This is a genomic window from Idiomarina seosinensis, from assembly GCF_003987275.1.
GTDB classification, from domain to species: domain Bacteria; phylum Pseudomonadota; class Gammaproteobacteria; order Enterobacterales; family Alteromonadaceae; genus Idiomarina; species Idiomarina seosinensis.
The window spans coordinates 1,296,681-1,321,728 of the sequence record NZ_PIQF01000001.1 but is presented as its reverse complement, the minus strand read 5'-3'; the positions used below and the strand labels follow the sequence as shown (position 1 = coordinate 1,321,728).

Genomic DNA, 25,048 nt, shown 5'->3' with positions numbered 1-25,048 from the left:
CTAAAGGGTTGTTGAAGACTACAACGTTGATAGGCGGGGTGTGGAAGCGTAGTAATGCGTTGAGCTAACCCGTACTAATTGCCCGTGAGGCTTAACCATACAACACCCAAGGTGTTTGGAATTGTTAGGACAAGTTTGAACGCTCTACAAAGACATAGGTTGCGCTAAGAGCGACAAAGCGAGTGGCATTAACAATCAGTTTCCCCATGTTGTGACAGTTTTTGTCTGGCGGCCATAGCGGTATGGCACCACCTGGCTCCATCCCGAACCCAGTAGTGAAACATACCAGCGCCGATGGTAGTGTGGGGTCTCCCCATGTGAGAGTAGGACACCGCCAGACTTCAAATTAAGAAGCCCCAAGCTAACGCTTGGGGCTTTTTTTATGCCCGTCGTTAAACCAACGGGTACCCACGATTTGAATAATATCCCGGAGCCCCAACATATCGATTTTTGAACAACGATTGGTGTTAAATGCTCGGATGTCCATGGCTACCGGGTCCTCCTTCATATCGTGGGTAGCCTTCGGCTCGCCGAAGGGCAGGTGGTCATCGGCAACGCCGATGGACGGATCCGTCGCACCGCTATTCGGTATCCTGGATCCGGATAAAGCCCGCCTTGCCGATGGGGTAAATAAACGGGTACAATCATCGACCAATCGAAATAAATAAAGAGAGCATGCAAAAATCACCCCCCAACCTAGAGCCGATAGGCAACGCAGCGAAATTAGCTTCTGAGAAAGCTTATGCGCCTTATAGCGACTTTAAAGTAGGCGCTGCAATGCAACTACATGATGGCAGTATAATTAGCGGTTGTAATGTTGAGAATGTTTCTTACGGGCTATCGAATTGCGCTGAGAGAACGGCAATATTTCGGGCGGTCGCGGAAGGTCATGATCTATCTAAAGTGGAGCACTTAGCACTCTATACTCCTACCGATACAGTGCACTCTCCTTGTGGCGCGTGTCGACAAGTTATGGTTGAGTTCTTCGACGCTAACACTCGAGTTAGTTCTTATAGCAGAGGTGGCAGTGAACATTGGACCGTCGCTGAATTATTGCCGAACAGTTTTAATTTTAAATAACTGGGCTTCACTTCTCGATACTATAAATTAAATCGCCACCCTGACTTTCGGAAGAAGAGTTAGACTCTAACGATAGATGGTCGGTTAACTGGTAACGCAAGAAAAATGACGACGTCGATTCAATTAAACCAATACCGTATTTGATATACAGTCGAGGTGTCAGGTATTTACCAATATACAGCGAGGTATCATTCACATCGTTAGAGGATGAATCTAAAGCGACCTCGTCAAAACCAAAGGTATCTTTTATGTTCTGGGTAACCGACTGGGTGATATCGCCTGTCAACAGCAGAGCTGCCTGTAATTCAAGGTTACTGGATTCAGCGCCCGAGTTAGGGGGACGTCCGAACATCAAATAAGAAAGTATAGACGCATCCGGCATACTGGGATCTGAAAATAAGTTAAGCTCCGGTTCGGTTAGTGTTCCCGTGACTTGTGCGCCGACTTTTTTCGGCGCGTTAACTGCCTCAGATGGCGTGCGCACCACTTGTAGATTGAGCCCGGGGTTGTCGACAGGGCCGCCATTATAAATAAGCTGACCCTTCTCTATGGTTAACTCCTGGCCGTAGATCTCATAAGTACCGGTTTTAACCCCTATCTGACCATTAGCACGAGCAACTGAACCGCTTGATTGAACAATATTCACGCCTCCTGTTAAACGCCCTTCAAAGCCATAGGCCGCAACCTTAACGTCATCTCCAAGCGTGACAGTGACATCGGTATTGCTTGTGCAAGCAGGCTTTGAGTCAGTCTGGCGTTGTTTGACTATAACGTCAGAGGACGGGCTGACCACGTTTGACATTTGCGGTGGAGTAATGAGTGCTTTAGGAACATTTACTGTTCCGCCTACATCGATGTGTCGGTCTTCGATAGACAGTGTTAATTGGGGACTGGCGACAATACTTAACTTAGGGGTATCCATAAGTTGTAAGTCATTCCCGCTTAATTCCACATTTAAGGATTGCGTCGGTATATCTAAAGCGCCTGATAAGGAGAACTTGCCTGTGCCGATTGCCCCGCCGCCAACTAATTTAAATGATTGGCCCGTTTCGCTACCGGGCTGAAGATTCAATTCGGTTGCGGTGATAAACGTACCGGTTTGATTAATTAACAATTGGTCGATACTGGCTGACATCTCGGGTCGGAGTTTCGGGTTAGCTAAGGAGCCGCTAATACCGATATCTAACCGCATACTTCCTTCGGCCTGACTTAGTGCGGGGGTTATTATTTGCAAAAGTCGAATATCCTCAAGCACACCTTCTAGCTGGCCTGAAACCGCGCTATTAGCGGACAATTGTTCAGCTGTGATTGAACCTTCAAGTTGCAAGCCAATATCACTAGCATCCGCGCTAACTCTAACGGTAGTAGCCGTATTTTCCGGCATTATATTAAGGTCTACCTTATCGATCAGCACTGACTCTTCCAATCCGACTAGCTCCGCATTCTCAACGGATACCTGACCACTTATACGGGACGCCGCAAGACTGTTTAAATCTAATTTTGCATTTAATTGAGCAGCGCCCCAGCCTTCAAGTTTGAGACTGCTTGTCGGAAATAAGTAATTAAGGAGCTGTAAGGGAACCTTGGGAGCATGCACATTAATTAGAGCGACGGAAGGCGTATCACGTTGCTTGTCAACGGCAATGCAGACTGGCGCGGCAAAACTCTCTTGCGAAACACAGAAGTCACTAACAGACAAGCTAGGTTGTTGCCACTGATAAACAACTGTGGCTGTGTCATCCAAACTAAATTCGGCGAGACTCGCTGGCTTTATCGACAACCTTTTAATCTTGGCTGTAGCCTCGTTGGTATCTAGCGCATTATCTAATTCGAGCAGAATATCTGCATCGTTAGTGGTTGTCTGCAGGCGCATTGACTGAGAGTTTTTTCCGCCTTCAGCGGTTAAAGAAAAGTCGGTGAATGGTTGCCCCGCAATAGCAAACTGGTCGCTAGTTAACGTTACGTCGGCCCAAGGCGATGTTAAGTCTCCCTCTATTTGGGCTTTTACAGCGATGGCACCGGATGACTTAGCCGGTAGTAACGGCAGGTCCGCCAGCGATGGTATTGTTGCGGCAATATCGAGTTGCCGACCAGGAGCCATCATGCCAGATGCTTGCAGGGAACTGTCCTGCCACTTTAAATTCAATGAGTTAACCTGCAAGTACGGGGCATCGTACCTGACATCAGCAATGAGAGAGGTTGGTTTGCCAAATAGTTGTCCGTCGATGTCAGAATTTATCAGTAATTCGTCAGCCCAGTTTATGCGGGCACTGCCTGAGACAGATCCGTTAAACGCTGACTCATGTATGCGGATGTTGCTAAGGTTTATTCCTGTACTGCTAAGCTGTCCTTGGCTGGTAAACTGTACCTCGTTCAAATCTTCAAGTTGCGCTTTAATATCAGTTTGTAAATTTAGCGCTTCCAGGGAACCTTGCATCACAAGGCTACCCGACCCGGTTATCGCTTGATAACTTAAAGCGTCTGTCGTTAAGGTCAGATCTAAATTGGTTGGCTGTGTCAGCTCAATAATACCTGCAAGCTGCAAGAGACCATTCAGCTCACCGCTTAACTGAGCCGTAAGTGTCTCAATATTAATGACTTGTTGCTGCAGATTTGCTTTTCCGTCTAATACAGCTGTTTGTTCTTTGGTGATTAATTCAAGCGCTGGTTGAAGCTTAACAGAACCTGCTCCATCGCCACTTAAATACATGTTGCCATCAATACTCAGGTCGGGTATACCGGTGACGTTAAATGCGTTTAGCCAAGGCATCGGGGCAGTATCAGCGAATGTGATCTTTGAGTTCCAGCTAAGTTGTTTTAGCGGTTCGTCAATTGCAAAATTACCGTTAATATTGAGTTTCTTGTCGGTTTTGAAGTTACCTTTAGTTTGTTTAATGTTGCCGCTTAGAGCAGCTTCAACTGATGTTTCTGGGTAATCGGGTGAATGCAATTTCAGACTTGTGGTTATTTGATGTTGTAATGGAAAACTCAGAGAGAGGTTACCTGCTACAGACACTGTTACGTATTGGTGCTCCAGTAATAGTTGAGACAATTTAAGTTGGCCATTCTTCGATATTTTCAGCGAACTTGTTATTGCAACCTGCTGTGCAGGCGCATCGTTAACAAATAACCAGCTGTTATCCAGTTTAAACCGTTTAAGCTCTAATTCAATCGGGAGTTCAACCGAAAAATCCTCGATCGAAGTAGCGTCCGCGGAGGTTTCGTGTCCAGCATCGGCAGACCGCAGTCTGACCTCACCTGCCCCAAGGTGAAGCTTACTAATGGTCAATTTTCCCGACAGTAAGTCGCCGGGTGACCAGGTCATTGAAAGGCTCTTAAGTTCGCTGGAAAAACGCTCTGACTGAAAAGAGACATCGGTAAAAGTAAATGAGTCGGCCAATGTACCAGAAAAAGCTTGATAAGCGACTGTGTCAGGGAATAGTGATTGTCCGGCTTTAATGACCCAGGAACTTCCCGTCTCAGTATTAATAAGACTGAACAAAGTAATAGGTAAGACCACGAATATCAATGTCGCCAAAGTTAGCAACGCGTAAGCAAGGCGCCGATAAGTACTCATAAGTCAGGCCCCAAGGTAAAATGCAAACGCCATGGGTTCCCTGGCTCGTCAATAGCTTGCGCGAGGTCTAAGCGGATAGAGCCTACCGGGGATATCCAGCGGATCCCAAAGCCAACACTTTGCTTTAAGGCTTTATTAGGCTCAATCATACTATTACCTACGTCAGTAAATAATGCTACCCGCCAACTCTCTGCAAACCGATAATCAACTTCAGCGCTTGCTACTGCTAAATACTGGCCGCCAATAACGGCTCCGGTATCGTCTTCTGGACCTAGTTGCTCGTAGGCGTAGCCGCGAACACTATTGTCACCACCAGCAAAAAAACGAAGTGACGGTGGAAGTTCTGCAAACCGGTCGGTATAGGTGGCGCCAATTTCTGCCCGCGTTAACAGTCTCCAACGATTGGTTAGAGACCAGACGGATTTTAATTCAGCATATCCACTCAACACATCGACATCGGATAAAAGTTCGTCAGCGGCTCCCTTGAGACCTAAGTTTAAGCGCCAACCATTGGTGATATTGACTCGGTCGTTGGCGCTTATATAACGCCATTCCATACCTGGTATCAGTACCTTGGAAACATCTCGCTGCTCACCAAAAGAATAATCTTCTCTAAGCCAACTCAGGTTGTACTCGCGCTGCCAACTTCGGTAACTGTAAACATCCAGAGCTTTCAATCGGTAGGTGCGAGTATCCAGACTGTCGTTTTCCTTGTTACCAAGTTCAGCTCTCAGTTGGTAATAATCGGTCTGCGGCTTCTCGCCCGGGATATTATAAATTGCCGTAGCACGACTTTCATACTGAGCTAACTGCACGGTCGAGCGAAACTGATGGCCTCGGTCATTTACCCACCGACGATCGATACCGGCGGTAATACGAGCTCCGGTATCAGTACCATAGCCAATGCCATAGCGATAATGGGTTTGCTCGTTCGCTTCGGTTTCAACTCGTACCGGAACTTGATTGTTTTCATCGGCACGCTGCCAGTCGCTGCTAACCTGTACCTGCTCAAAGTACTCGCTGTTGCCTAAGTCCACCTGAAAGCGACTTAACTCAGAGGTTAGGTATGGATCGCCACGATTAAAGCGAGCATAGCGTTCAAGTAAATCCTGATTAAGATGGCTGTCGACTATCGTGAGTTCACCGAAGCGAAACCTCGGTCCACTATCAAACCGCACCTGGATATCCGCTGAGTTATTGTCAGTATCAATAGTAACTTGTGACTGGTCAAAGCTTGCCTGATGATAACCACGCTGTATGGCACGACTCATTAAGGCTGATTTTTGTGACTCGTAATTACTGTGTACAAAAGCATCACCGGCTGTTAAGGCACTCTTTTTAATCAATTGCTTTAGTTGCGGATCATCCCGACCTTCGCCGTCAATCGTCCATTGATTCTCGTTAATCGTAACAGGTTGATTAAGCGTTATATTATAGACGGCCTGCCAGCGGTTGTTAGCAGAGCTTTGCAATTCTGAATTAACGTCAACGTTATAGTAGCCGAAGGGCTCTAACGCTTTCTTTATTTCACGCGGTGCTTGGCGGTGTAGGTAACGTACTTGATAGTTGCGGTAGTTGCGATCGGTTTCTAAATTTGCAATTTGCAGGTAGGCTCTGACATTATTCAAGAGCTTGCCACTAACGCCGTTTACTTGCACACTAACATCCGCCTCGCTATTCGCTTGAACAGATAGCGAAAGACAAAGTAAAAAGGCGACGGTAAGGCTTTTGGCAAAACAGAATTTAGCCAGTTTCATCATTAGGTTTACGTCTCCAGAGCATGTGCTCATAGTCGCACGGCTTTAGTGGAAAAGTAAAATGATAGTTTATACAGGGAGTTGGTCATGGCCATTGTGGTCACTGCAGCAGAAAAACGATTATTACAAGATGTCACTATCCCACCACGTCCTCAGACATTACTTACCGTTAGTGCCGAAGGTAAGAAGGAACACCCGGACGTTGGCGTAATCGCGGATGCGATTGCGAGTGACATGGGGATTGCTGCGGCAGTGCTGCAAGTTGTTAATTCAGCTGCCTATCGTCGCAGCCGACAAATAGACTCTATTCAGCAGGCAGTAATGACGCTTGGTTTTCGACGCGTTTTCCCGATTGTTAGAGCTGTTGCCCTAAAGCGCGCTGTTTCTGGTGGCTACGATTTGTCAGAGTTTTGGCGTTACAACGAATGGGTAGCCGGAGCCTGTGCGCTGGTCGCTGACGCTGTAAAACTCAGTAGTATTAAAGATCATGCTTACATGCTGGGTTTGTTCCAGAGTAGTGGTGTTCCTGTGATGTTAGAGCAGTTTGAAGATTATCAAACATTTATAAAAAAAGCCGACACGACTTCTTGGTATCAATTGCAGCAGCAGGAACAACAGCAGTTTGAAACCACTCATACCACGGTCGGAGCATTGTTAGCGCAACAATGGAAGCTACCAAACCTGTTAGTCGAAGCAATTTACTATCTCTACGATGACAGTTCCATTCTTGGTAGTGATTCAGAATTACACCCAATGGCGGTTAATTTGTTAGCTATTTCGAAACTTGCAAAGTACGCCGTCGATCTCAAAACCCGCAGTTTAGCCGGGAAAGAAGAATGGCAACAGGTCGAAGATGCGATACTCGGGCGTTTTGGGCTGGATGAAGTGGAAGTCGAGTCGCTGGTCGGGGAAGTGCACGAGGTACTTTTTGATAGCGAGTCTTGATGATTGGTTATTTTCTCTTCAGTCAGTTGTTAATTAATCAGTTTCTGCTTGCGCGAATAGTATAGCTCGGTATAATTCGTGGCTTCAGACTTAGGGGCGTAGTTCCAACGGCAGAACAGCGGTCTCCAAAACCGACGGTTGGGGGTTCGAATCCCTCCGCCCCTGCCAGTCTGAATACCCACCTACAGATCTCTGGTACATTTGAGCCTCATTCAGTACACTAAGTCATATCTAAGTAAACTAATATCCAGTCGGTTGGGAAGTCTATGCAAGTACAATGGCGTTCACAGCAACAAGCTGTTTTGCAGGCGATGCAGGTACCACTTTACCAAGCTCGGCAGAAAACGGCACCAACATCAGCGCCTGAAAACGATGACTTTTTTTATCGAATTGGCCCGCTTTATCTAAGTTCAGCACAACCGTTGCCAGTAGCCTTACCTCGTTGGCTGGAGGATTTGTGTATTGTGCTGGATAGTCGTCCGGTAGCGGTAAAAGAGGCGACGACAGAGGCGGGTGTATGGACTCTCCAGCAATGTCACCAACAACTACAAAATGCACAAGGGAAGCGTCAGTTTTGGCAGCAACTCAGCAACGTCTTAATGTCGCGATAATTGATTCAAATCCGTCATCGGCTTTGTATCAGGTCGAGCTGCTCGCTCATGAGTTCCCCTGGTCGGAAGCAATATTCATGCAAAGCAGCGGTAATGGCTACCGTTGGCGGGAATTGATTCACCAGGGTAAAACCTGTGGCTTTACTACCTGCCAGCAGGTGGTCGATGAGCTGACACTGCACAATATAGCAGTTGCACCTGAACACCAGGGGCTTGGCTTAGGCGGCCAGCTACTTGATGACGTATTACGTTATGCTCAGAATGATGATTTAACGGTATTTTTAGAAGTTCGCTTGTCGAACACAAAAGCTCTGCATTTGTATGAGAAGTCAGGTTTTGTCATTGTTGGACGGCGAGCTAATTACTACCGCACAGCAGCAGGCTTTGAAGATGGTTTGGTAATGCGTTGGCAACCCACCGAAAATTAATGGAACAGGAAATAGTTATGCGCGCGAAGTTAGAGCAGATTGCATCGTTTATCGATTTAACCACCTTAAACAATGACGACACCGTAGATAGTATTGCTGCGCTATGCGATAAAGCGACTGTGGGTCAGGCTAAAGTGGCCGCCCTGTGTGTCTTTCCTGAGCTGATAGTGGCGGCTAAGCAACAGCTTGCACAACGGCAGCTCAGCATTCCGGTGGCGACAGTCACAAATTTCCCGGAAGGTAACACCAATATTAATCGCGTGGTAGCAGAAACAGAACGCGCCATTGCTGTTGGTGCCGACGAAATTGATGTTGTAATGCCGTACCAGGCTCTACTGGCGGGAGATGAACAGTTAGCAAAAGACTTGGTGGTGGCGGTAAAGAATACCTGCGAAGGGCGTGCTCGATTAAAAGTTATCATTGAGTCTGGGCAGTTAAGTGATCAGGGATTAATCCGCCAGGCCAGTGAGCTTTCAATCGCAGCAGGGGCTGATTTTATAAAAACATCGACTGGCAAGGTTCCGGTAAATGCGACTCTGGAAGCAGCCGAAATTATGCTGAAAGCTATTTTGGAATCAGGATCGAAATGCGGTTTTAAGGCCGCTGGAGGCATTCGGACAGTCGACGATGCCGATAAATATATCGAGTTAGCCACCCGGATAATGGGCAATGACTGGTTGGTACCAGCAAACTTTCGTATTGGTGCGAGTAGTTTGGTTGACGACCTAAAACAACAATTAACCTAACGGATTTATTATGTTTATTGCACAGGAAGCGATACGCGCTAAGCGAGATGGCAAACAGCTTCAGGATCAGCAAATAAAGCAGTTTGTGGACGGAATAACTCAGCAAAGCATCAGTGAGGGTCAAATTGCTGCTATGGCTATGGCAATTTATTTCCAAGGAATGGACGACCGGGAGAAAGCTACTTTGACATTAGCGATGCGAGACTCGGGAGATGTTCTCGACTGGCGCTCAATGGATCTGGGAGGCCCGGTACTGGATAAGCATTCGACCGGCGGTGTTGGCGATGTTGTCAGTTTGATGCTGGGACCTATCGTAGCGGCTTGTGGCGGTTTTGTGCCAATGATTTCAGGCCGCGGCTTGGGTCATACCGGCGGTACCTTAGATAAATTCGATTCAATCCCTGGATATCAAACAGCCCCTGATAATCAACTCTTTCGAAAAACGGTGAAGCAAGCGGGTGTTGCAATTATTGGGCAAACCGGACAGTTAGCGCCGGCTGACCAACGCTTTTATGCAACTCGCGATATAACTGCAACAGTTGAGTCGGTGCCATTGATAACGGCTTCTATTCTGGCAAAAAAGCTGGCAGAGGGGCTCGATGGACTGGTATTGGACGTAAAAACTGGCAGTGGCGCTTTTATGGCCGAATATGCGCAGGCAAAGGAACTTGCTAACAGTATTACGTCGGTCGCCAATAGTGTTGGTGTAAAAACCACGGCCTTAATTACTGATATGAATGAGCCTTTAGCTTCTGCGGCAGGCAATGCAGTTGAAGTGAAGCTAGCAATTGATTATCTGACCGGTAACCACCGTGATCCTCGTCTGCATGAAGTCACCCAGGCATTAGCGGTGGAAATGCTATTGAGCGGTGGGCTGGCCAGCACTCAGCAACAGGCATCAACCATGGTGGATGATGCTCTTAACTCAGGACGTGCAGCAGAGCGGTTTGCGCGCATGGTGACGGAGCTAGGCGGGCCGGCAGATTTACTCGAGAATCCTGAGCAACATCTGCCCAAGGCAAAAGTTATTCGCCCGCTACTTGTTAAGGATACTGAGTTAGTAGCTGATGGTTATATTCAGGCGATTGATACCCGGGCCCTGGGTATGGCGGTTGTTGGTCTAGGGGGCGGCCGAAGGATGGCGACTGATTCGTTAAATTATGCCGTGGGTTTATCGCAGCTGTCGGGGCTAAACCGACTCGCAACTGGCGATACTGAATTGGCGATGATACACGCCGATAGCGACGAACAATGGCGGCAGGCAGCCACTGCGGTGGCGAATGCTTATACCGTAGGTAGCAAACCGGCGAAAGCACAGCCAGTCATTTATCAGCGAATAGAGGAGTGATCTGAGTATGGCTCGGGCGATAGTAGTAGTTCTGGATTCGTTTGGTATTGGCAGTGCCCCGGATGCTGCCAGTTTTTCTGACGAAGGCGCCGACACTTTCGGCCACATTGCCCGCTTCAGGGCCCAGTCGGGAAGGCCTTTGCAGTTGCCTAACCTAGTAAAAATGGGATTGGCAAAAGCACACAAGGGCGCTACCGGTAATTACGCGGCTGGCTTTGAAACAAGTAACGAGGCTGAGCATAGCTACGCGTGGGCCGCAGAAATATCATCAGGTAAAGATACACCGTCCGGCCATTGGGAGTTGATGGGTGTCCCTGTTCATTTTGAATGGGGGTATTTTGAGAAAACCGAACAGTCATTTCCGCAGCAACTACTGACTGAATTAATCGCTAAAAGTGATATTCCAGGTGTTCTCGGTAATTGCCACGCTTCAGGCACGGAAATTATTAAACAACTTGGCGAAGAGCACATTCGGACTGGCAAACCTATTGTTTATACGTCCGCTGATTCGGTATTTCAAATTGCCGCCCACGAGCGGCATTTTGGCCTCGATAAACTCTATCAAGTGTGTGAGATAACTCGCGACCTATTGGACGATTACAATATCGGCCGCGTCATTGCACGACCTTTTGTCGGAGAGAATGCGAACACTTTCGAGCGTACCCAACAGCGTCGCGATTATGCCGTTGAACCGCCGGCGGCAACAGTCTTAGACAAATTACAAGCTGCCGGTGGCGAGGTAATAGCTATTGGTAAGATCGCTGATATTTTTGCTCACAAAGGTATAACAACCACATTAAAAGCGGCTGGAACCGATGCCTTGCTCGATACAACATTGCAAGCGATGCAAAAGGCGGGTCCACAAAGTTTAATTTTTACCAATCTTGTCGACTTTGACACGCTTTACGGTCACCGCCGTGATATCGATGGCTACGCGGATGAGCTGGAAAAGTTTGACGCCCGTTTGGCAGAATTGCTGGAAGCGATGGAAGCTGACGATATGTTGGTGTTAACGGCTGACCACGGCTGTGACCCAAGTTGGTCAGGCTCTGATCATACCCGCGAGTTTGTACCGCTGCTAATGGCGGGGCAAATGCTTGAAAAAGGCAGTTACGGACAACGTAGTAGCTTTGCTGATTTGGGTCAGACCTTGTGTCAGCTGTTTGCTTTATCTCCAATGGACGAGGGCAAAGCCATGAAAATAGAGCAATCTTCTTAAGCGGCTAGTGTCTATCATTGTTAATCGCTGTCAGATCAGCGAAAATAGGGCGATTGCCAAATTCATTTAGTATTGAGTAGAGTCAATGTCAGACGTCAGTAAACAGAAAAAAATTGCTCAAGAAGTCGCTAAGCGTCGTACCTTTGCGATTATTTCGCATCCGGACGCGGGTAAAACCACGATCACTGAAAAAGTTTTGTTGCACGGGCAACAGATACAAAAAGCAGGCACCATAAAAGGTAAAAAGTCCGGTCAGCATGCAAAGTCAGACTGGATGCAAATGGAGCAGGAGCGTGGCATCTCTGTAACCACCTCGGTAATGCAGTTTCCGTATCACGAGAGTCTTGTAAACTTATTGGATACTCCCGGCCACGAAGACTTTTCGGAAGATACTTATCGTACACTAACGGCGGTTGACTCCTGCCTTATGGTAATTGATGGCGCTAAAGGTGTCGAAGACCGGACCATTAAACTGATGGAAGTCACGCGTTTGCGTGACACACCGATTATCACCTTCATGAACAAGCTGGATCGTGATATCCGCGATCCATTAGAGTTGTTGGATGAAGTTGAGGATGTCCTGAAAATTATGTGCGCTCCCATTACCTGGCCGATAGGTTCTGGTAAAAACTTTAAAGGGGTTTACCACCTACTGCGTGACGAGACGATTTTATATAAAACCGGGCAAGGTCATAAAATTCAGGATGTTGCTACGATAAAAGGTCTAGATAATCCAGACCTAGACGAAGCCATTGGCGTTTGGGCAGAAGATTTGCGAGAGCAAATCGAGCTGGTTAAAGGCGCATCTAATGAGTTTGATAAAGAGCTCTTTTTGGAAGGCGAACTAACGCCGGTGTTTTTTGGTACGGCATTGGGTAACTTTGGTGTCGACCATATGTTGGATGGTCTTGTTGACTGGGCGCCGCAGCCTCAGCCAAGGGAGATTGATGACGGTACTATGGTGGCTGCAGATGAACCTGATTTCTCAGGCTTCATCTTTAAAATCCAGGCCAATATGGATCCTCGCCACAGGGACCGTATTGCATTCTTGCGCATCGTTTCAGGTCAGTATGAAAAAGGTATGAAAATGCGCCAGGCCAGAACCGGTAAAGACGTGCGCATTAGTGATGCCTTAACATTTTTAGCCGGTGACCGTGACCATGTAGAGCAGGCGTATCCGGGAGATATTATCGGGTTACATAACCACGGTACGATTCAAATCGGTGATACCTTTACCGCTGGCACGGAATTCAAATTTAGCGGAATACCTAACTTTGCCCCAGAGCTATTCCGTCGTATCCGCCTGAAAGATCCACTTAAGCAGAAGCAGCTGTTAAAAGGCTTGGTTCAGCTTTCTGAAGAGGGCGCTGTACAGGTATTCCGGCCATTAATTAGTAACGATCTTATTGTTGGTGCCGTTGGTGTATTGCAGTTTGATGTTGTCGTGCATCGGTTAAGAACCGAGTATAAGGTAGATGCTATGTATGAAAATATTAATGTAGCGACTGCTCGCTGGGTTTCAGGAGATGAGCGAAAAGTTGATGAATTCCGGCGAAAAGCGGAAGCGAATCTAGCACTTGATGGTGGTGATAATCTCACTTATATAGCGCCAACGATGGTTAACTTAAATTTAGCACAAGAACGCTATCCGGATATTACCTTCACCCATACCAGAGAGCATTAAGTCGCGCTTATGGCATTGTTTGATACTCATTGCCACCTTGATTTTGATGCGTTTGATAAAGACAGAGCTGAAGTATTAGACCGTGCGCAGGCGACCGGCATCAACTATTTTATGGTGCCGGGCGTAACTATTGATAGCTGCTCCAGATTGCTAGCACTGTCTGAAGAACATTCGAGTTGTTACTTTGGTTTGGGCTTGCACCCTTATTTCATCGAAAAGCACCAATTCTCTTATATACAGCAGCTTGAGCAACAAGTTGATCAGTTGTTGCAGCAAAATAACTGCTGCTTTAAATCCATCGGCGAAATTGGATTAGATGCAACCTGCGCGGATCTGGAATTTCAGCAGCAGCTATTAAGAGAGCAGTTGCAGATTGCTAAACAGCGACACTTGCCGGTAATTCTTCATCACCGCAAGACGCTGGATAAAACACTTAAGTTAGTCCGCGAGTCTGGTCCGGAGACAGGGGTGGTGCATGCCTTTTCGGGCAGTTATGAACAAGGTAAGGCCTGGATTGACGAGGGCTATTTTCTGGGAATTGGTGGTACTATCACTTACCAAAGAGCGGAAAAGACCCGTGATGCAATTGCGCGGTTACCACTTGAGTCGATGGTGTTGGAAACGGACTGCCCAGATATGCCGGTTGTGGGGCATCAGGGAGAGCGCAATGAGCCGGCTAGAATGTTAACGACTTTGGAAAGCCTCGCCCAGCTAAAGAAAATAAGCAAAGAAGTAGTGACTGAAAAGTGCTTCAAAAACAGTCAGCGACTTTTTAACCTTTAGCTTTTTGCTGATTCCAAAAGCGGTCTCGGATACGGTTAAAGCCCAACATCAAAAATACCCCAGCCAGCATAGCCAATAATAACAATACGCGCCCTTGCTGCATTAAACCATCATGAGCGGACTTACTGGTCGCCAGCAATTGCCGACGATCAAAAATAACTTGAACGTAGCCTATAACTGAGCCACTGTCGTTTAATTCTCGAGTCATAATCCACGGCTCTAATTCGGCTTTAGTTGGCCAGTCGATAACGCTTTTTAAAGCGCCGGTACTGACTACTGGTTCTCCGAGTGGATTACGAAACACCACTGATAATACAGTCTGCTGTTGATTCAGTTTATCAGCGCTGCGTTGCAGGCGATCAATATTTTGAGCTTGTAACGCTTCAATGGCATGGAACTCAACTTGGTCTAAAGCAAGGTTGGTTAGTTGACGGGTATGATCGTTAAGTTGCTGTTGCGATTGTAAGCTGGCAATATTCCAGACATTGTAAATGATTAATAACAGGGCGGCCGCAGTCGCTAACCGCAGCAGCCGCTTAGCAATAAAGCGCAGCCAGGCACGAGTCTTGGTGTTCGGGTTAAGTATAGACTGTAACCCTTTGTTAATAATCGTTTTTATCATCACCTTCCAACTTGAGGAATTGTTGTGACGCAAGCCACCGGTCTTATTGTCTTTGATATGGATTCTACCTTAATTCAGATTGAGTGTATCGACGAAATTGCATCTTTAACAGGGGCCGGAGAAAAAGTTGCAGCGATAACCGAACAGGCAATGCAAGGTCAGCTGGATTTCGAACAAAGTCTTAGGCAACGAGTGAAGTGCTTAAACGGCGTTAGTGAAGCTGATTTTGAAGAGTTATTTTCACCAATCCCACTGACTCCAGGGGCCACTGAGTTGGTTAGTCAGCTAGGGCGAATGGGTTGGAAAACGGCTTTAGTATCCGGTGGCTTTAGTTGGTTTGCTGAGCGTGTTACTAAACAATTAAAGCTTGATGACTACAAGGCTAACGAGTTAGCGATTGTGGAGAAAAAGTTAAATGGAGAGCTGCTAGGAGATATTGTCGATGCTCAATATAAGGCAGACCAACTTCGCCGGTTACAGCATCGCTGGTCTATTCCTGCAGGGAAAACCGTCGCGGTAGGGGACGGAGCGAACGATGCGTTGATGTTACAAGCAGCTGATATAGGAATTGCTTTTTGTGCCAAACCTGCGTTGCGTAGCCAAGCAGACTATTGTGTCGATGAACCAGACTTAAGGTTATTAATACCGATTTTGACGAGGGCGGGATTAATCCCGCCTAGTTACATGTTAAGCCAATCGTAGAGCCTTTTTTGTTGTTGTAAACGCTGTTCGTTATCGACATCCGCAAACTTAAGCAGATCACTGGTTATATCCTGGGTATCTGCAATACCATAGACTTGCCAGAGCTCTTCTTCTAATTCGGTTGCGCGGTGTGATGCATACAGCGATAGATAGGTCATCTCCGCTTGCACAAACTGAATATCTGGCCGCCCGGTGCGACATAGTTCTACTTGAATAGCCATAAATACGGCGTTGGGTAAGCATTGATCGATAAAAGCGTTAATCAATGCGGTATCTGCATTAGACACAGCTAACCATTCGGTCTGTAAAATTGATTCGCCTTGCTCACGGTATAATTTAACTAATAATAGCTTACGAACCGGCCGGTCAGAGCGAGATAGCTGTTGCAGTTCTGGTATTAGTTGAGTTTCAAAACTGCTACCCCGCAATACCGGTTGAATGTTTAAACTGGTCTCAGTGCTGCCGGGCAAAGACAGTAAAAACTGGTGCCAGAAGGTAGACCAGTTAGAGTGTCCGGCACGGCGTAGCGTAATGTGCCGTTTATTGTTTTGGTAGAGGAACAGCGGTACAGTTGGCGGCGCCTGACAATACAAATTGCGAAGGCATAACTCTATGCCATTTAACGAGGTATTCTCGTGCAGTAGTCGCAACTGGTCACGGTGCTCTTTAATTAGGTAACGGAAGAACTCTGCACCCTCATGCGGTTCATTACTGTGCGGTACCTTAAGGTTTAAAGTGGTACGGCTCATATCAGCGTTAACCACAAGATAAGGCAGCTCTTTTAGCTGATGCTTCTTGTGATGTTTTTCGAAGCCACTCAGTGTGATTAGTGCCGTTTCGTTGTCATTAATGTTAACCGCGTCATCCAGTTGAACTTTTAGCCCGTTCACCGACAGGTCCAGGATCATCCCTTCACGAATCGACTTGCCGACTCTGACCCGACAGCGGCTGCGGTAGCTAAAGCGCTGCTCTTTACGTAAGTCGACAAACTCCAGCCGCACATCTTTGGTGCGCACTGGCACAGAAGGCGGATGCAGGAAAGCCTTTAGCGCTTTTACTTTGTTTGTGTCGTAACTAGAACCGGCAAAACGACTCATACTGTCGGTAATATCGGTCAGAACGCCTAAGTATTGGATCGGTTCGATAGCTTGTTTTACTCTCGGGCTTGGCGGCTGGAGCCGAAACGGTATTTGTACTTCCAACGGAATGCTTTGTGGTTGCCAGGCATCATCGCTATTAACCTCGCGGAGTCGAAACTGGTAAACCCGAAAGCTGGATTTTTGGGACGCGAAATTAACAAAAGTATCCCAATAGCCATTTTTTATCAGCTCTTCTGCCAGCGCTGAGTAATAATAGATTTTACCGCGCGCCGTCAGACTGAAGGTTAACAGTGTCATCGACGCGGGTGGTTGTTCGGGTAAACGTTTAATAAAATGCTGAGAACGGCGTTGATTAAAAATTGAGCCAATCGACAGTTGATTATTTTCGTTGATCCAATCTTCTAAAATATGTCGGTTATTGTCGGTCGTTAATACGTAATCCGCATGTAATTGCTTATTCCGTAAGGAAAAGTAGATCGGTAAAGACCCCAGCCGGGGCATCAGAAACTGCTCGTGTCCCTTATTGAGTAGGGTTTGGTAAGTGTTGTCGATATTTACCCGGTAACGCTTCTTGTAGCCATTGATAAACTTCCGAAGGAATTCATCAAATTGATCAGACTCGAATTGAGGTTGACGATTTAAGCTTAGATAGGTTTTGTCGCCCTGCTGGTCCACCGTTACTACGGTGTATGGAATCGGCAAGTTAGGATCCAGGGTAAACTCTTTCGCCAACCCCGTGTAATAAACAGACACTTTTTCACCGCGCTGACCTATTTGATTCTTATTAACTCTTAGGCGCAAACCAGTAATTGAAATGTCGCTGGTAACGGCCTTAACCTGCTTCTGACTCGAGTCCTCAATGGTGACTTCTACGGTAAAATTCATGCGCTCTTCGGCACGATAGGGGTACTCACCAAAGTTAAATGTGTCGACCAGATAAGGGGACCGTATCTCTTCATCATTGTCACTCAGCTCTTCGCGGGTCGCTACACGCTCTGCATGTTGCTCCTTGCGGGATAAGGCTAGCTCTCGTTCTTTTTCTTGCATGACCCGATTGTTATTTTCTGCGGTCATGATTTGTTCGTAGGTGTCCTGAGTGAAAACACCGTTATAGGTTTTAAGGCCGCGTTCGAAGATGTCCAGAGCAACCTCATCCAAGTAGTGGCGACGGCCCAAAAACTCATACGGCTGGCACCTGCCAGCCACGCGATTTCTTAAATCAACAACTTGCAAACAGGGGGCTGTGAGACGACGCAACTCCATTTTTAACTGGAATTTTGTCGGCCCATCTTCTCCTTCGGTTAACGAGCGAAATATTTTGTCAAAGTCAGGCTCATTAACGACCGGTTTTAGCTGCTCAATGAGTTGCTCAAAATGGTCATTCGGCATTATGGTATTTTGTTCTTATAATAGATGACTTTATTGTTACGCATAATAGAACGAGTTGACGGCTAATGGCAAAAACAAAAAGCGCGTATGTGTGCTCCGATTGTGGAGCTGACTTTCCAAGGTGGTTGGGGCAGTGCACTGAGTGCAAGGCCTGGAATACTTTGTCAGAGATTCGGTTAAGTAATCCGAAAAGCCACCCGAGGGTGGCCGAGCGCAGTGGTTTTTCGGGGGCTACTCAGGCACGTGTACAAACCCTTAATGAGGTGTCTTTAGATGAACTGCCCCGGTTCAGTACCAGTTTTAAAGAGTTTGACCGGGTGCTTGGTGGTGGCGTAGTGCCAGGTTCGGCAATTTTAATTGGTGGTTCGCCGGGCGCGGGTAAAAGTACTTTGTTATTGCAAACGCTGTGTCGTTTAGCAGAAAACAAAAAAACACTATATGTCACCGGAGAGGAGTCTTTACAGCAAGTTGCCATGCGTGCCCAGCGACTTAACCTGCCAACCGATAAGTTACGGATGCTGGCGGAGACCTCAGTAGAGACTATCTGTCAACTGGCTGATCAGGAAAAACCGCAAGTGATGGTCATCGATTCCATTCAGGTGATGCACCTCAGTGATCTTTCGTCGGCTCCCGGTAGTGTTTCTCAAGTTCGCGAAACGGCCGCTTTTCTGACACGCTATGCCAAACAAAATGGGGTTGCTATTATCATGGTTGGACATGTAACCAAAGATGGTTCCTTGGCAGGCCCAAAGGTTTTAGAGCATTGTATCGATTGCTCGGTGATGCTGGATGGCTCGTCGGATTCCCGTTATCGCACCTTGCGTGGCACCAAAAACCGCTTTGGAGCGGTCAATGAGCTGGGCGTTTTTGCGATGACTGAAGGAGGGCTGAAAGAGGTGTCTAACCCTTCCGCAATATTCTTGCAACGCGGTGAAGAACAGGGTAATGGCTCGGTGGTAATGGTCGTGTGGGAAGGCACTCGACCGCTGTTAGTAGAAATTCAGGCGTTGGTTGATTACTCAGCCTTAGCTAACCCGCGCCGCGTTGCTGTTGGCCTTGAGCCTACCCGGCTGGCACTTTTACTGGCAGTCTTACACCGTCATGGCGGGTTGCAAATTTCTGACCAGGACGTATTCGTCAATGTTGTTGGCGGAGTAAAAGTAACGGAAACCTCGGCTGACCTGGCGTTGCTGTTAGCCATTGTATCTAGCTTTAAAGGCGAGCCACTAGCGCGGGAGCTAATCGTCTTCGGGGAAGTTGGCTTAGCAGGGGAAATACGGCCGGTACCCAATGGCTTAGAACGTCTTAACGAAGCGGCAAAACATGGCTTTCAGCGGGCGATAGTGCCAATAGCTAACAAGCCAAAGCAAGCACCCGAAGGAATGTCGGTTATCGGCGTGAAAAATTTACAGGAAGCGCTGGATGCGATTTAGCCTATTAGGATTGTTGTTGTTATGTCCTTTATCGGTGATGGCAGAACAACGTTGGGTGTCGCTGAATCAATGTGTTGATGAACTTTTGATGCGCTGGGCCCCGGAAAAGCTAAGTGCGGTCACTTATTTAACCAAACTCGATAATCAGCAAAGCTGGCAGCAGCATAACGGTTCGCTGGAAGCTATTTTAGCGTTGCAGCCGACACGGGTGATAGCGACCCGCTTTAGTAATTCAACCCTGGTGTCCAGGTTGCGTGATTACACCGAGGTTACGGTTTTAGAGCAGCCTCAGAACTGGCAGCAGTATCAGCACTGGTTAACACAACTACGGGAACTCGGGCTAGAAAAACAAGTTGAGCAACACCAGCAACAAACCAAACAGCTATTTGAGCAGTTAAAGCAACAGCCAAAACAGGTATTATTTGTGATGCCCAACCAGTGGAGCTGGGGAGGCGACACTTGGGCTGATGAGATCATACAGCGGGCTGGCGCAGATAATCTGGCGGCCGGGCTGGGTCAGGGCCTGGTCGGTCTGGACTTAGAAACCATCTGGAGCTGGCAACCTGAGCAGGTAGTGATGGAGGGTTTTAGTCGATCTGGCGACCAGCATAACGCGTTTGCATTGGCGAATCAGTGGCGGCACCATCCATTATTTAAACAGTGGGTATCAACTCAACAGGTGACATTTATCGATAATCAGACGGCCGCTTGCCCGGTGGTTAATTTAGCCGACTACCTGGAGGCGTTGAAACCATGACTGAAAAATTGTGGGTTACCAGTTTAACGGTATGTTTGATACTGCTACTGAGCGCTTGGCACCTTAGTCAGGGCAGTGCTGATATCGACTGGCTGGCTGTGACCGAGTTGCAGCGAACCATCATTTGGGATATTCGCTTGCCGCGTTGGTTGCTGGCGGTAGTGAATGGTATCGCTCTGGGGCTATCTGGAGCTGCACTGCAGTTATTATTGCGCAACCCGTTGGCAGAGCCTGGTTTAATCGGTGTGTCGTCGATGTCAGCCTTATTCACTGTAACTGTTTTATACTTCGGCTGGGCAGCCGCCAGCTCCTGGTTTTTACCGCTGCTGGCGTTGGTCGGCGGACTTTCCGGTTTGCTGTTAGTGGTCCTCATGGCGGGTCGCACCTACGACATTCACCGCGTCATTTTGGCCGGTGTTGCAGTATCTTCGCTAGCCGCTGCCGCAATGGGTTTAATCTTGTATTTGGCGCCTAATCCGTTCGCTTTTCAGGAATGGAGTTTATGGACACTGGGGTCGCTGGCGAACCGAAGTTGGCCGCAGTTGTATTTAGTGCTGCCAGTCGTAGTTGTTGGTATTGCGTTACTGGCTTTTTGGCGCCAGTTGCTGACCGCGCTGACTTTGTCAGAGAATACCGTGGCAAGCATGGGCTTTAAATTAGTCAGTCAGCGAAACGGTATTTTGTTAGCGGTCGCGACAATGGTGTCTGGTAGCGTGGTGAGCGTTGGGATTATTGGATTTATTGGTCTGCTGGCACCGCATACAGTTCGGTTGTTAGGAGTACAGCACCCACAGAAGGTACTTTGGTATAGCGCACCAGCGGGAGCTTTGCTGCTACTGGCGATGGACATATTAACAAGATTGATCAGTGGGCCGAGAGAATTACCTATCGGTATCGTTAGCGCGTTAGTTGGGGCGCCGTTACTGATTGCTTTACTGTTCAGACAGCAGCACGCCAGGAAGTTAACCGGATGAGTTTAAAGCTAACCGATGTCAGCTTGAGTGGTATAGCGCGAGACCGCCTGCATGAAATAAACCTTGCCTTAACAAAACCTGGCCTGGTGGGCGTTATTGGCGCCAATGGAGCGGGTAAAAGTTCTTTGTTAAAGGTTATTGCGGGGCTTGAAAAAGTGGCGCACGGAGAAGTAGTTGTAGGTGGCAAGCGCCTCTCAGACTTAAATAGTAAGCAGCGAGCGGCTTTACTCTCGTATTTGCCACAAAATGAACAGGCACAATGGGATATTACCGTCACTGAACTGCTAGCAATTGGTTTGTTGCAGCATTCACTGGGTAAACAGCAACGAGCTCAGCGGCTGCAGAAATGGTTAAACTATTGTGACTTAACTGGCTTAGCAGAGCGTCGGTTGTCGACTTTGTCCGGTGGTGAAAGGCAGCGGGCGTTTTTGGCCCGGGCATTAATTTCTGAGCCACAGCTGTTGCTGTGTGATGAGCCTACAGCCGCTTTGGATATTCAGCATCAACTACAAACTCTGAAGTTACTTAAAGAACAAAGTAGGGCGGGCCGCTTAGTGGTTTGTAGTTTACATGACTTGTCGCTTGCCGCGCGTTACTGCGACCGGCTGATATTGATTGAAGAGGGGAAATTGTTAGCGACAGGGGCGCCGGCTAGTGTGTTAACCGATACTAACCTGGCCCGGGCTTTTTCTGTGTCAGCCGAATGGTTTTGCCACTCAAGCGGCGTGGCGTGGATACCACAGCCGCTGAGTGAAGGAGATTAACCGATCGGCTTGTACTTGATACGGTGTGGCTCCATCGCTTGCTCACCGAATTTATCTTTCATGTAGGCCTCGTAATCGCTGTAGTTACCCTCGTAGAAGACGACTTCGCCTTCGTCACGGTAATCCAGGATATGAGTTGCAACACGGTCAAGGAACCAACGGTCGTGCGAGATAACCATTACTGAACCAGGGAATTCTAAAATAGCTTCCTCCAGTGCCCGTAATGTTTCTACGTCGAGGTCGTTGGTCGGCTCATCGAGCAGTAATACGTTGCCGCCTGCTCGCAATAATTTGGCCAGGTGAACACGGTTGCGTTCGCCGCCGGACAAATCACCGATGCGTTTTTGTTGGTCGGTACCGCGAAAGTTAAAGCGACCGACATAGGCACGACCATTCACCTCAAAGTTACCAATTTTTAAAATGTCATTACCGTCAGCGACTTCTTCAAACACGGTTTTACTGTCATCCATGTCGTCACGGAACTGATCAACACTCGCTAATTCGACCGTTTCACCAACCTCGATACTGCCGCTATCCGGTTGCTCTTGCCCGCTAATCATTCGGAACAAGGTGGATTTACCGGCACCATTCGGGCCGATAATGCCGACGATAGCACCCTTAGGAACGCTAAAGCTCAGGTCATCTATAAGCTGACGCCCGTCATAGGCTTTACTGATGCCATTAACGTCGATGACTTTATCACCCAGGCGCGGACCTGGCGGAATAAACAGTTCATTCGTTTCGTTCCGTTTTTGATAGTCGCCACTTTGTAACTCTTCAAACCGGTTAAGACGAGCTTTGCTTTTAGCCTGGCGGCCTTTCGGGTTAGTACGTACCCACTCCAGCTCTTGTTTGATAGTCCGTTGACGAGCTTTCTCCTGGCGTTCTTCGTTTGCCAGACGTTTTTCCTTTTGCTCCAGCCAGCTGGAATAGTTACCTTCCCACGGAATACCATAACCACGGTCTAGCTCAAGGATCCAGCCAGCAACGTTATCGAGGAAGTAACGATCGTGGGTAATAGCAACGACGGTGCCAGTATAGTCGTGCAGGAACCGTTCTAGCCAGGCTACTGACTCAGCGTCCAGGTGGTTGGTTGGCTCGTCCAGTAGCAACATATCTGGTTTGGATAATAACAAACGGCAGATAGCAACACGACGACGTTCACCGCCAGATAACACGCCAATCTTAGAATCCCAGGGTGGAAGACGGAGAGCATCGGCTGCGCGCTCTAGAATATTATCAATATTATGCCCATCTTTGGCTTGCAGTAAGGCTTCTAATTCCCCTTGCTCTTTAGATAATGCATCAAAGTCGGCGTTTTCGTCGGCATAGGCCGCGTAGATTTCGTCGAGTCGGGTCAGGGCTTGTTTTACGTCTTCAACCGCTTCTTCAACAGTTTCTCTGACACTTTTCGCTTCGTCTAGTTGAGGTTCCTGAGGCAGGTAACCAATCTGAATGCCGGCTAATGGCCGAGCTTCACCTTCAAATTCGGTATCGACGCCTGCCATAATTCTTAATAGCGTTGATTTACCGGCGCCATTAAGGCCGAGCACGCCAATCTTAGCGCCCGGAAAAAAGGATAAGGAGATATCTTTTAAAATAGTCTTTTTAGGGGGAACAACTTTGCTCACCCGAGACATGGAATAAATATATTGCGCCATGCGACGAACATTCCTTAGGTTACAGTTAATGATTTGCCGATAGTTTAATCCCAAAAGGGGGTAATGCCCAAACTTGTTAGTAAAATTTGTTTGTGTTTACTAACTAGGCATTGCAAGTGATTTTAAGTTAAAATGCCAGCAATCTGGGCACTTGCCCCAAGTAAAAACGTAAAGTGGGAGCTGTAATGCAAAAATCGCAACACAACATCGCCGAATTTGATGCCGAATTATGGGATGCCATGAGCAAGGAAGTTGAGCGTCAGGAACAGCACATAGAGCTGATTGCCTCAGAAAACTACACCAGCCCTCGGGTACTGGAAGCTCAGGGTTCACAGCTGACCAATAAATATGCAGAGGGCTACCCACACAAACGTTACTATGGCGGCTGTGAATACGTTGATATTGTCGAGGACTTAGCTATTGAACGTGCTAAGGAATTATTTGGTGCTAAGTATGCAAATGTGCAGCCACACTCAGGCTCACAAGCTAACACCGCAGCCTTTATGGCGCTGATGGAAGCTGGCGATACTTTTTTAGGGATGAGTCTTGCTCATGGTGGCCACTTAACTCACGGCGCTAGCGTAAACTTTTCCGGTAAACTATATAAGGCCGTTCAGTATGGCTTGTCGGAAGAAACTGGCGAGATTGATTATGAAGAAGTCGCGCGGTTAGCGAAAGAACATCAGCCAAAAGTAATCGTTGCTGGCTTTTCAGCTTATTCGGGTGTTATCGACTGGCAGCGTTTTCGCGAGATTGCCGACGAAGTAGGTGCTTACTTGATGGTCGATATGGCCCATGTTGCTGGCCTTGTTGCTGCTGGGGTTTATCCAAGCCCAGTTCCATTTGCTGACGTAATCACAACGACCACGCATAAAACTCTGGCAGGTCCACGCAGTGGTTTGATTCTTTCTGGTAAAGACGATGAAAAACTGCATAAAAAGCTAAATAGTGCTGTATTCCCTGGTAATCAGGGTGGCCCGTTGATGCATGTTATCGCGGCTAAAGCGGTGGCATTTAAAGAAGCGTTGCAGCCAGAGTTTAAAGACTATCAAACGCAGGTTTTGAAAAATGCCAACACCATGGTAGAAACGTTGCAGCAGCGTGGTTACAAAATCGTATCTAATGGTACACAGAACCACCTGTTCTTGGTTGATTTAATTGATAAAGATATTACCGGCAAAGATGCTGATGCGGCGCTGGGACGTGCATTTATTACGGTGAATAAAAACGCCGTGCCGAATGACCCACGTTCGCCATTTGTCACGTCAGGACTGCGTTTAGGTACGCCAGCTATCACCCGTCGTGGTTTTAAAGAAACCGAAGCGAAACAGGTGGCTAACTGGATCTGTGACGTACTGGATGATATCAACAATGAACAAACTATCGACAGTGTACGTGAACAGGTTAAAGCGCTTTGCGCAAACTTTCCGGTTTATCAATAAGCTGTTGGCTAAGGTTCTGATTTATT

The 25,048-nt window shown here is 47.6% G+C and carries 19 protein-coding genes, 1 tRNA gene, 2 rRNA genes and 1 pseudogene; 18 read left to right on the top strand and 5 right to left on the bottom strand.

Annotated elements, in window-relative coordinates; translation table 11 throughout:
- From CWI81_RS06365 to CWI81_RS06355, 3 genes are all read left to right on the top strand, one after another.
- Window positions 1-99 (top strand): 23S ribosomal RNA (locus CWI81_RS06365); the annotation flags it as partial.
- A 125-nt stretch (window positions 100-224) separates the two neighbouring features.
- Window positions 225-340: ribosomal RNA gene (gene rrf, locus CWI81_RS06360) — 5S ribosomal RNA — on the top strand.
- 335 nt (window positions 341-675) lie between these two features.
- Complete coding sequence (locus CWI81_RS06355; protein ID WP_126784418.1) at window positions 676-1,080, top strand: cytidine deaminase; 405 nt, start codon at window positions 676-678, stop codon at window positions 1,078-1,080.
- A gap of 7 nt (window positions 1,081-1,087) precedes the next feature.
- Here CWI81_RS06355 and CWI81_RS06350 read toward each other — a convergent pair whose 3' ends face one another.
- Window positions 1,088-4,657, bottom strand: coding sequence for a translocation/assembly module TamB domain-containing protein (locus CWI81_RS06350; RefSeq protein WP_126784417.1), 3,570 nt, complete (start codon window positions 4,655-4,657; stop codon window positions 1,088-1,090).
- Window positions 4,654-6,417: an autotransporter assembly complex protein TamA gene (locus tag CWI81_RS06345; protein ID WP_241970358.1), complete on the bottom strand. Its 1,764-nt coding sequence runs from the start codon at window positions 6,415-6,417 to the stop codon at window positions 4,654-4,656. The genes CWI81_RS06350 and CWI81_RS06345 overlap by 4 nt, the downstream gene beginning before the upstream one ends.
- A gap of 84 nt (window positions 6,418-6,501) precedes the next feature.
- On the opposite strand from CWI81_RS06345, the gene CWI81_RS06340 reads away from it, so the two are divergent.
- The 9 genes from CWI81_RS06340 (at window position 6,502) to CWI81_RS06300 (ending at window position 14,178) form a co-directional block, all read left to right on the top strand.
- Window positions 6,502-7,359 carry an HDOD domain-containing protein gene (locus CWI81_RS06340; protein ID WP_126784416.1) on the top strand — a complete coding sequence of 286 codons (858 nt, stop codon included), beginning with the start codon at window positions 6,502-6,504 and terminating at the stop codon, window positions 7,357-7,359.
- Window positions 7,360-7,451: 92 nt separating this feature from the next.
- A tRNA-Trp gene (locus CWI81_RS06335) sits at window positions 7,452-7,527 on the top strand.
- A 98-nt stretch (window positions 7,528-7,625) separates the two neighbouring features.
- Window positions 7,626-7,970 (top strand): hypothetical protein, encoded by a 345-nt coding sequence (locus CWI81_RS06330; protein WP_126784415.1) that lies wholly within the window; start codon window positions 7,626-7,628, stop codon window positions 7,968-7,970.
- Window positions 7,934-8,398 carry a ribosomal protein S18-alanine N-acetyltransferase gene (gene rimI, locus CWI81_RS06325; RefSeq protein WP_241970357.1) on the top strand — a complete coding sequence of 155 codons (465 nt, stop codon included), beginning with the start codon at window positions 7,934-7,936 and terminating at the stop codon, window positions 8,396-8,398. The genes CWI81_RS06330 and rimI overlap by 37 nt, the downstream gene beginning before the upstream one ends.
- 17 nt (window positions 8,399-8,415) lie before the next feature.
- Entirely contained in the window at window positions 8,416-9,144 is a 729-nt protein-coding gene (gene deoC, locus CWI81_RS06320; protein ID WP_126784413.1) for a deoxyribose-phosphate aldolase, read from the top strand.
- A 10-nt stretch (window positions 9,145-9,154) separates the two neighbouring features.
- Complete coding sequence (deoA, locus tag CWI81_RS06315) at window positions 9,155-10,492, top strand: thymidine phosphorylase (RefSeq protein ID WP_126784412.1); 1,338 nt, start codon at window positions 9,155-9,157, stop codon at window positions 10,490-10,492.
- A gap of 7 nt (window positions 10,493-10,499) precedes the next feature.
- Entirely contained in the window at window positions 10,500-11,711 is a 1,212-nt protein-coding gene (locus CWI81_RS06310) for a phosphopentomutase (protein ID WP_126784411.1), read from the top strand.
- 85 nt (window positions 11,712-11,796) lie between these two features.
- Entirely contained in the window at window positions 11,797-13,395 is a 1,599-nt protein-coding gene (gene prfC / locus CWI81_RS06305) for a peptide chain release factor 3 (protein WP_126784410.1), read from the top strand.
- A 9-nt stretch (window positions 13,396-13,404) separates the two neighbouring features.
- Window positions 13,405-14,178, top strand: coding sequence for a TatD family hydrolase (locus CWI81_RS06300; protein WP_126784409.1), 774 nt, complete (start codon window positions 13,405-13,407; stop codon window positions 14,176-14,178).
- On the opposite strand, the gene CWI81_RS06295 is transcribed toward CWI81_RS06300, so the two are convergent.
- On the bottom strand, window positions 14,168-14,800 hold the full coding sequence (locus CWI81_RS06295; protein ID WP_126784408.1) for a hypothetical protein: 633 nt from the start codon (window positions 14,798-14,800) through the stop codon (window positions 14,168-14,170). The genes CWI81_RS06300 and CWI81_RS06295 overlap by 11 nt on opposite strands.
- Window positions 14,801-14,824: 24 nt before the next feature.
- Between CWI81_RS06295 and serB the strand changes: the two genes are divergently transcribed.
- A complete protein-coding gene (gene serB, locus CWI81_RS06290) occupies window positions 14,825-15,502 on the top strand; it encodes a phosphoserine phosphatase SerB (RefSeq protein WP_126784407.1) in 678 nt (225 codons plus the stop codon).
- On the opposite strand, the gene CWI81_RS06285 is transcribed toward serB, so the two are convergent.
- The gene (locus tag CWI81_RS06285) at window positions 15,481-17,991 is read right to left on the bottom strand and encodes a PilZ domain-containing protein (protein ID WP_126784406.1); all 2,511 of its coding nucleotides are present in this window, start codon (window positions 17,989-17,991) and stop codon (window positions 15,481-15,483) included. The genes serB and CWI81_RS06285 overlap by 22 nt on opposite strands.
- A gap of 65 nt (window positions 17,992-18,056) precedes the next feature.
- Here CWI81_RS06285 and radA point away from each other — a divergent pair, with 65 nt between their 5' ends.
- The 4 genes and pseudogenes from radA to CWI81_RS12915 all read left to right on the top strand — a co-directional run.
- Window positions 18,057-19,424, top strand: a complete 1,368-nt coding sequence (gene radA, locus CWI81_RS06280) for a DNA repair protein RadA (RefSeq protein WP_126784405.1) — start codon at window positions 18,057-18,059, stop codon at window positions 19,422-19,424.
- Window positions 19,414-20,181 (top strand): ABC transporter substrate-binding protein, encoded by a 768-nt coding sequence (locus CWI81_RS06275; protein ID WP_126784404.1) that lies wholly within the window; start codon window positions 19,414-19,416, stop codon window positions 20,179-20,181. Before radA ends, CWI81_RS06275 begins: the two co-directional genes overlap by 11 nt.
- Window positions 20,178-21,155, top strand: a complete 978-nt coding sequence (locus CWI81_RS06270) for a FecCD family ABC transporter permease (RefSeq protein WP_126784403.1) — start codon at window positions 20,178-20,180, stop codon at window positions 21,153-21,155. The genes CWI81_RS06275 and CWI81_RS06270 overlap by 4 nt, the downstream gene beginning before the upstream one ends.
- A pseudogene (locus tag CWI81_RS12915) lies at window positions 21,152-21,650 on the top strand (ABC transporter ATP-binding protein); the annotation flags it as partial. The gene CWI81_RS06270 and the pseudogene CWI81_RS12915, both read left to right, overlap by 4 nt.
- 265 nt (window positions 21,651-21,915) lie before the next feature.
- Here the strand turns inward: CWI81_RS12915 and ettA are convergent.
- Entirely contained in the window at window positions 21,916-23,580 is a 1,665-nt protein-coding gene (gene ettA, locus CWI81_RS06260; protein WP_126784401.1) for an energy-dependent translational throttle protein EttA, read from the bottom strand.
- Between the two features lie 185 nt (window positions 23,581-23,765).
- On the opposite strand from ettA, the gene glyA reads away from it, so the two are divergent.
- On the top strand, window positions 23,766-25,022 hold the full coding sequence (gene glyA, locus CWI81_RS06255; protein ID WP_126784400.1) for a serine hydroxymethyltransferase: 1,257 nt from the start codon (window positions 23,766-23,768) through the stop codon (window positions 25,020-25,022).
- Window positions 25,023-25,048 lie beyond the last annotated feature (26 nt).